This is a genomic window from uncultured Hymenobacter sp. (assembly GCF_964242765.1).
Lineage (GTDB): Bacteria > Bacteroidota > Bacteroidia > Cytophagales > Hymenobacteraceae > Hymenobacter.
In genome coordinates this window covers 1-5,409 of sequence record NZ_CAXTBM010000129.1, presented here as the reverse complement: position 1 = coordinate 5,409, position 5,409 = coordinate 1, and the positions used below count along the sequence as shown (strand labels likewise).

Sequence of the window (5,409 nt, the reverse complement as noted above, 5' to 3'; positions counted from 1 at the left end):
AACGCGTCATCATCTCCCACCGAAAAACTGACAACTTTTTTTCAGGATCAGACAACCTGTACAGCTATAGCCGGACGAGACAAAGAACTGTGAGGTGGTCTAGCTAAGCCGGACAGAATTGGGACGTGGTTTGGAGGTAAGTTTCGAAGTGGTTGGGGGCAAGGTAGCCAAGCGAAGAATGACGTCGCTCGGCGTTGTAATAGGCGATGTGGTGGCTGATTTCGAGCTTGGCTTCGGCCAGGCCGGGAAAGCTGCCGCCATCAAGCAGTTCGGCTTTGAAGCGGCTCCAAAAGGATTCGGCGTGCGCGTTGTCATAGCAGTTACCGCGCCGGCTCATGCTCTGCTGAGCGCCGTGACGTGCCAGTAGGGCCTGGAAGCGGGTGGCCGTGTACTGGCTGCCTTGGTCGGAGTGCACAATTAGCCCGGCTGGGGGCCGGCGCACGGCCAGGGCGCGACGCAACGCCTCGCTGACCAGCTCTTCAGGCATGGTCTCGCGCACGTCCCAGCCCACGACTTTACGCGAGCAACGGTCCAGCCAGACGGCCAGGTAGAGCCAGCCGCCGCCCTGCCGGGGCAAATACGTGATGTCGCCCACCCAGACCCGGTTGGGGGCCGTGGGAGCCGGCTGGCCGAGCAAACGGTTAGGTGCGGCGCGCACGGCCGAGTCGGAGTCGGTCGTGCGCGGCACAAACGAGCGGGGCTGTTGAGCGCGCAGGCCATGGGCGTGGAGCACGCGGCGGATGCGCCAGCGGCCGACCGCATGGCCCTGGGCCTGCACTTCCTCCCGCAGCCGGCGCGTGCCATAACGTTGGCTGTGGCGCCCAAACGCTTCGCGCACCGCCACTTGCCAGGGCGGCTCGACCCTCGGCCGCTGCCGACGGCGTAGCCAGGCGTAATACGCGGCGGGGGCTACCCGCAGTGTTTGACAGAGCTGACGCACGGACACCTGGCCGGACCGCTGAGCAATGTGCTGGTACACGCTCACGGGGTCGGCTGGCCAAAAATGACCAAGGCTTTTTTTAAAATGTCAAGCTCCTGCGCCAGCCGTTTGTTGGCCGCGCGCAGAGCGCGCACCTCGGGGTCACGGGCCACTTCTACACTGCCCACTTCGGCCACCACTTGGGCCTGCTGCCAGCGGTAGAGCAGCTTGGGGCTGATGCCCAACTGCCGGGCTGCGGCCTGCGTGCTCCGGCTTTCGCTGGCCAGCCGCAAGGCCTCGGCCTTGAACGCCGCGTCGTATTTACGCCGTTTGTCGGGCGACATCCCGCTTGATTTTGTTGCCATGACAGAAGAACTATACGTCCTTCTTCTGTCCGTCTTGACTAGACCACCTCAAAAGCTCATGCTTGGCTTTCACCCGATCCAGACGTCGCTGACAAAGCTGGTGCCCGCGCGTCATTTTTACCAGCAACTGCTGCAGACCATCGATTTTAGCTTCGTTCGACCCCTCTTTTGCGCCTTTTTACAGCGCCTGAACTTAACGCCAGAAGCTACTGCTAAAAGCTTGCGGGTGCTCCAGGCCAATGTCGCCGCTCATTCGCAGAATCGGCAGGCAAGCTAGTTAGCCATCTCGCTGCATCAGCAGGTCTGTCCCTACAACAAATTGCCACTGAATTCAACGAGGCAGGCTTACGCATCCGCCGCGGGAAAGCCTTTTGTACATTGCGCTTACCTTAATACACTTTCTCTTAACTCGCTACACAAAGCGGAAAACTTATTGCCCATGTTGGGCATGGAGGTATATCCAACATTGATGGTTAAGCTAACAAGAGCCCTCCCAAGGCACGTTTATCGCTGACTCGGTTACCTTGCGAATCTCTGAAATATACGTACACGGCGGCTGCCACACCACTACTGTTAAACTGAAGGGACTTGACAAAAAATCGCAAAGCAATTTCTTGATCTCCATAAAATACAGGAGTACTAAAAGTCAATGAATTAACATAACCATCGCCGTCATCATCTTCTTCTAGTGGCATACAGGTTTCATCAACACATGCTAATACTAAGTCTGATTGTGACGTAGTCGCTATTACAGCTTCAGCATCGTTGTTTTCTTTATCTGAGTAAAAACTGAGTTCTAGCTTCTGGACCAATCCGGGATCGGGAAAGAAGGTCAATGGGCCATCTGAGATGGACACATCATTTAACGAAATCTGACCTATCGTAATCATGAGTCCTATTATTTTATGGTTGTTGATCAGATCGTAAAAAGACTCTAGGCACACGCTCGTTAAGGCAGGATTCCTTTAACAGATTTGAATTTTTCACTGACCCAGCTCAGGATTTCCGAGTTGAGCGATAATCCCACATAAGGGGCCTGCTTAAGTTCTGCCCGTGGAATGTTTTCTGCAGGTGGCGTAGCCGAAGCAGCTTTAACACGATATAGCATCGTTCCTAGAGTCAGGCGCACAGCACCACCGGCCACTTTATTATTCCGTATGCCTAGGCCAAGCAGCAGAGGGCGCTTACTATCATCGCCGAAAAAGCCTGTAAAGTTTTCTTCATCGTCGGGTACGCGGAACCCGAGGCCAATAAGCAGGGATGGTTCCCACCGTATTTGTGGATCGTCCATATCGCCAGGCCAAATTTTGATGTTAAAAGAGGCCGTCGGCATGGCCTGTTTGAAACGAGGGGTATAAGCAACTCCACCATCGATCGAAATATGATAGGGCAACCGTTCGCGTAATGTTTGCACAAAGAGGCTTGACTGTCCAACTGAAGCCACGGCGATGGTTACTGGCAACCGCAGGTGTCGGGAGCTTCCGCTAGCCAAAGATTGTGCCTTGGCCACAACCCCTTGGGAGGCACCGCTCGCCGTAAGCCGGAAGTACTGCTTGATGCTGGTGTACTCTTGTTCTCGCCCCTGCATTAATGTAGTGCTAGCCAATGCGCGTTCCAGATACTGGGTCTCTGATACCGGCAAATTTGGCAGCTGCCGAAGTTCCTTTAGTACCCCTAACGTATTGGGTGTGAACGGTGATAATGTGCCCGCCGCTACAAGTGTATTCATTTGTGAGCGTACGGTGGGTTCAGCACTGGCCCGCAATCGGCGAATCGCATCTTCGAAAGGGGCCAATAGTTTCGACTCGAAGTCTCGCTGTACAGCTCGTTTGCTCAAGTACTCATTAAAAAAGGTCATGAGTTCTTCTGGATGTACAAGTTCACCCAACGACATGACGGCTTTCCCATTTTGCAAGACAAAACCGGTAGTGCAGGCTTCCCCCGGCAGAACCTGTCTCAACCGCTCGGAGATTACAACGGAGTCCAACGCTTGCTGGAGTTGTGCATGGAATGCCTCATAGTCTGTAGCAGGAACCATCTGCCCACCTGGAAGCATTGTAATCTGCCGTTGCAATACGGTCTCGATTACTGGTGCGAGCGACTGTGTAATAGCTTGTTTGAGTCGTTGTGTTGTGGCTTTGTAGTAATAAGTGATGCCGAATAAGTAAGCCCGGCGGTAATACAATTGAGGATGAGTAATTACAATTGGCCCTTGGTCAGCACCTGCTTGGCGCCCAAGGTCTTGATATAAAATCTGGTCGCGTTTATCCTTATGAAGGGACCGAGCTCTACTAATAGCTTGGCAATGTGCTGCTATATCGCCGGAGTTGAGAATGGCCTGTAGCGTGGTGTCGATCTCTTTGATGAAGCCAAAGCTTTCCAGTCGTACCCCCACCAATGTGTCTCTTGTTATGGGTTTAGCGAATGTGATGTCAAATGAGACCCCAATAGGCGGAAGGCGTGAGAAGCTGCCAGATACAGGAGAGAAATACAGGATATTTCCTTGGGCTGAAGATAAAGTAGGGAACGCCAGCAAGTATAGCCCAAGAAGCATTTGAGCCATCGAGCCACAAAAGGTCCATTTGCTCATTAATTTATCCAAAAAGAGAAGTAAAAAGATGTTTACACTCAGTCGGCTCTAAGTCAGCGTAAGATATCTGGGTCTCTCTTTCCCTACATCAGTGCTACCACTGAGTGTATCAAATGTAGAGGAGCAGCGGTCAGGCGGAATTTGCTGACGTTATAAAAATAGTTACCCTATCCCACACCAAAGAGCTTGAAGTGTGCTTCACCAACCACTGGCCCAATCACCTCATCGGCGACGAGCAGCAACCGGCCGAGTACAACTACATGGGTGAAGCCTTCTCAGATAGGCGGCATTGGTACTATTCCCAAGCGGTTTGTTAAAGTGAGGTGGTCTAGTAAAAACGGACAGTGAGCTAAGATGAACTGTGTTGAAAGTCAAGAAATCCAGGCAGGATTTTTTGCAAAGTCCGCTTGATATGGCACCCCCGATTTGACGATGGCGAAGGCCTGCTTGAGCAGCTTGTTACAAACCGCAATCAAGGCCACTTTTCCGTTCTTGCCTTTAGCCACGAGCCGGTTATAGAGCGCCTGGCAAGCAGCATTCTTTTTCTTGGCCGCGAAACTGCACCTGAACAGCTTGCCGCGGATCAAGGCGCCGCCCATTTTCGTGAGGCGTACCTTGCCCCGGATACTGGAACCCGAGCTGTGCTCACGGGGCGACAAGCCCGCCAGGGCAATCAGTTGGCGATAGTTGTCCAGGCGCGCGAAGCCACCGGCAACTAGGAGCAACTGACCCGCTGTCTTGCGCCCAATGCCCGGAATGGAACAGAGGAGGGTCATCTCGTGGGTATAGCGTTGCGCCAGCACTCCGAGTAGTTCAGCTTCTATTTCGTGTAGTTGTTTAGCGAGCGATTTCAAGGTGTTTCGGAGTTGCTTGAGGGCGAGTTTGCTCATCACCGGTTGCTTCTCTAGCGCTTCTAAGGAATTACTGACCCTCGTTTTCTGCTTGAGCAACTGCTCGCTGACTTGCTCCAATTGCCGGCACTCTACGAGCACCGTTTCCTCCGGTTGCCAGCGGTTTACTGCCTGTTGTTGGCCCTAGCGTAGCAGCCACTGGGCATCTTTACGGTCACTTTTTCCTTTACCTAAGGGCATCTGAATGAAGCGTTTGATCACGAGTGGATTCAGCACGGCGACTTGCCCGCCTTGCTCCTGGAGGTAGTAAGCTAACAGCAGGTAGTAGGCGCCGGTCGCTTCCATGACGAACAAGCAATCGGTGCCACACGCCTTGACCAGTTGCTGAAAGCCTGTTTTTGAGGTGCTCACCTCCAGGTGATGCACCTGTTGGCCACATTGATAACATACCGCCAGCGTGGCTTTGCTCACCTCAATACCAACAGGGGGGAAAAGCACTTGTGGATCCATAGTGAGGTGGTCTAATCTAGGCGCACAGAAGAAGGACGTATCTTTCTTCTGTTATGACTACGAAAAAGGGTGGGGCTTCCCCCGATAAACGGCGCAAGTACGACGCAGCTTTCAAGGCAGAAGCCTTGCGCTTGGCTTCGGAAAGCCGCAGCACGCAAGCCGCCGCTCGCCAGT

At 53.5% G+C, this 5,409-nt stretch carries 7 protein-coding genes; 1 reads left to right on the top strand and 6 read right to left on the bottom strand.

All coding sequences use genetic code 11. The features are described 5' to 3' along the window. Positions 1-103: 103 nt before the first annotated feature. A complete protein-coding gene (locus ACFE7X_RS24925; RefSeq protein WP_375438383.1) occupies positions 104-979 on the bottom strand; it encodes an IS3 family transposase in 876 nt (291 codons plus the stop codon). Between the two features lie 2 nt (positions 980-981). Then, on the bottom strand, positions 982-1,284 hold the full coding sequence (locus ACFE7X_RS24920; RefSeq protein WP_375438382.1) for a transposase: 303 nt from the start codon (positions 1,282-1,284) through the stop codon (positions 982-984). On the opposite strand from ACFE7X_RS24920, the gene ACFE7X_RS24915 reads away from it, so the two are divergent. Next, positions 1,283-1,561 carry a hypothetical protein gene (locus ACFE7X_RS24915; RefSeq protein WP_375438381.1) on the top strand — a complete coding sequence of 93 codons (279 nt, stop codon included), beginning with the start codon at positions 1,283-1,285 and terminating at the stop codon, positions 1,559-1,561. The two genes, ACFE7X_RS24920 and ACFE7X_RS24915, sit on opposite strands and share 2 nt — an antisense overlap. A gap of 196 nt (positions 1,562-1,757) precedes the next feature. Here the strand turns inward: ACFE7X_RS24915 and ACFE7X_RS24910 are convergent, their stop codons facing one another. The 4 genes from ACFE7X_RS24910 to ACFE7X_RS24895 form a co-directional block, all read right to left on the bottom strand. Beyond that, positions 1,758-2,174 (bottom strand): hypothetical protein, encoded by a 417-nt coding sequence (locus tag ACFE7X_RS24910; RefSeq protein ID WP_375438380.1) that lies wholly within the window; start codon positions 2,172-2,174, stop codon positions 1,758-1,760. A 59-nt stretch (positions 2,175-2,233) separates the two neighbouring features. Further along, entirely contained in the window at positions 2,234-3,886 is a 1,653-nt protein-coding gene (locus ACFE7X_RS24905) for a hypothetical protein (RefSeq protein ID WP_375438379.1), read from the bottom strand. 359 nt (positions 3,887-4,245) lie between these two features. Beyond that, on the bottom strand, positions 4,246-4,845 hold the full coding sequence (locus ACFE7X_RS24900; RefSeq protein ID WP_375438378.1) for an IS110 family transposase: 600 nt from the start codon (positions 4,843-4,845) through the stop codon (positions 4,246-4,248). Between the two features lie 63 nt (positions 4,846-4,908). Then, positions 4,909-5,235 carry a transposase gene (locus ACFE7X_RS24895; RefSeq protein WP_375438377.1) on the bottom strand — a complete coding sequence of 109 codons (327 nt, stop codon included), beginning with the start codon at positions 5,233-5,235 and terminating at the stop codon, positions 4,909-4,911. Between the last annotated feature and the right edge of the window lie 174 nt (positions 5,236-5,409).

Excerpts from the sequence above, each read along its gene's own strand:
- ACFE7X_RS24915 (WP_375438381.1), top strand. The coding sequence starts at position 1,283 with ATGACAGAAGAACTATACGTCCTTCTTCTGTCCGTCTTGACTAGACCA.
- ACFE7X_RS24920 (WP_375438382.1), bottom strand. The coding sequence starts at position 1,284 with ATGGCAACAAAATCAAGCGGGATGTCGCCCGACAAACGGCGTAAATAC.
- ACFE7X_RS24910 (WP_375438380.1), bottom strand. The coding sequence starts at position 2,174 with ATGATTACGATAGGTCAGATTTCGTTAAATGATGTGTCCATCTCAGAT.
- ACFE7X_RS24895 (WP_375438377.1), bottom strand. The coding sequence starts at position 5,235 with ATGGATCCACAAGTGCTTTTCCCCCCTGTTGGTATTGAGGTGAGCAAA.